This window comes from Nonomuraea sp. NPDC049486 (assembly GCF_040676925.1).
In the GTDB taxonomy this organism is placed as follows: domain Bacteria; phylum Actinomycetota; class Actinomycetes; order Streptosporangiales; family Streptosporangiaceae; genus Nonomuraea; species Nonomuraea ferruginea.
This window is the reverse complement of the sequence record NZ_JBFAPV010000045.1, coordinates 1-1,377: the sequence shown is the minus strand read 5'-3', so window position 1 is coordinate 1,377 and position 1,377 is coordinate 1. Positions and strand designations below refer to the sequence as shown.

The following is a 1,377-nucleotide window of genomic DNA, read 5'->3' as shown; positions in this document are numbered from 1 at the left end:
CACTTGCCGGCGTAGGAGACGCCGTTCTTCCAGACGTGGTAGCTGAAGGTGCCGTCGGAGTTCTGGTAGGTGGCGACGATGTCGTCCTTGCCGTCCCCGTCCACGTCACCGGAGGCCACCCGGTTGCCGACGTTGGCCATCGTCCAGCCGCCGGAGGTGTAGTCGGAGGCGCGGCTGAAGGCGGATCCGGTGGAGGTCCACCGGTAGATGGTCATGGAGCCGTCGCCGTCGTCGCGCATCATGGCCGGTTCTGCCTTGCCATCACCGTTGAAGTCGGCGACGACCAGGCGTCCATCGACCGGACCCAGGGCGTAAGGCCCGGAGGTGTACCACTTGCCGGCGTAGGACAGGCCGTTCTTCCAGACGTGGAAGCTGAAGGTGCCGTCGGAGTTCTGGTACGCGGCGACGACATCGTCCTTGCCGTCCCCGTCGACATCACCGGAGGCCACCCGGTCGCCGACGTTGGACATCGTCCAGCCGCCGGAGGTGTAGTCGGAGGCGCGGCCGAAAGCCGATCCGCTGGAGGTCCACCGGTAGATGGTCATCGACCCGTCGCCGTCGTCGCGCATCATGGCCGGCTCCTCGGTCCCGCCTCCTCCGCCGATGTTGTCGTAGCGGATGGGCGTGTAGAGGCCGGCGTAGCTGGCGGACCAGGTGCGCTCGATGGTGCCCGAGCTGCCGGTCTGCTCGATGACGACCGGCTGCGTGTGGGCGCCGTCCGCCCATCGGACGAACAACGCCACATGATTCTCGGAAGTGTTGCCGGTGTGCCGAAGGAGCGCGTCGCCCGGCTGCAGGGAGCTGCGGGAGATCTGGAACGCCCGGTCCATCAGGTTGCCGGTCCAGAAGGCGCTCCCGGAGCCGCCGAGCCCCCACGCCATCGAGACGAATCCGGAGCAGTCGGTGCGGTAGTCGCCGTACGAGTTGCGATAGCACCTCACCTGGCTGTAAGGGACGCCGCCCACGGCCAGCCAGCTGCGCGCCCGAGTGATCACCTGGTTGCGGGTCAGGGCTTTGTCGGCGCCGTTGTTGTCGCAGGGGACCGGGGTGGTCGACACCGCGTACGACCGTATCGCGCCGTCCGACGGCAGACCCGGGTACTCGGGCAGCGGCGGGTCACCGGGCGGGGGCTCCTGCTGGACCGGCGAGACGGCCGATGCCGGCGTCGCCGCGAACGGGCCGACGATGCCCAAAGGTAAGAGCATGGCCATGGCGGCCAGTCTGGTTAAGCGTCGCATTGTCGATTCCTCCTGTGATGAATGCAGATGCGGTCGGTTCTGGGGCTACCAGTTGCCGAGGACGAGGCGTCCGTCGACGGGGCCGAGGGCGTAGGGGCCGGAGGTGTACCACTTGCCGGCGTAGGAGACGCCGTTCTTC

General features: G+C 68.0%; 1 protein-coding gene. It reads right to left on the bottom strand.

The window, feature by feature from the left end:
* Nucleotides 1–1,238 (bottom strand): FG-GAP-like repeat-containing protein (locus AB0K05_RS44400; RefSeq protein ID WP_364237881.1); only part of this gene is annotated, 1,238 nt, incomplete at its 3' end.
* Nucleotides 1,239–1,377 lie beyond the last annotated feature (139 nt).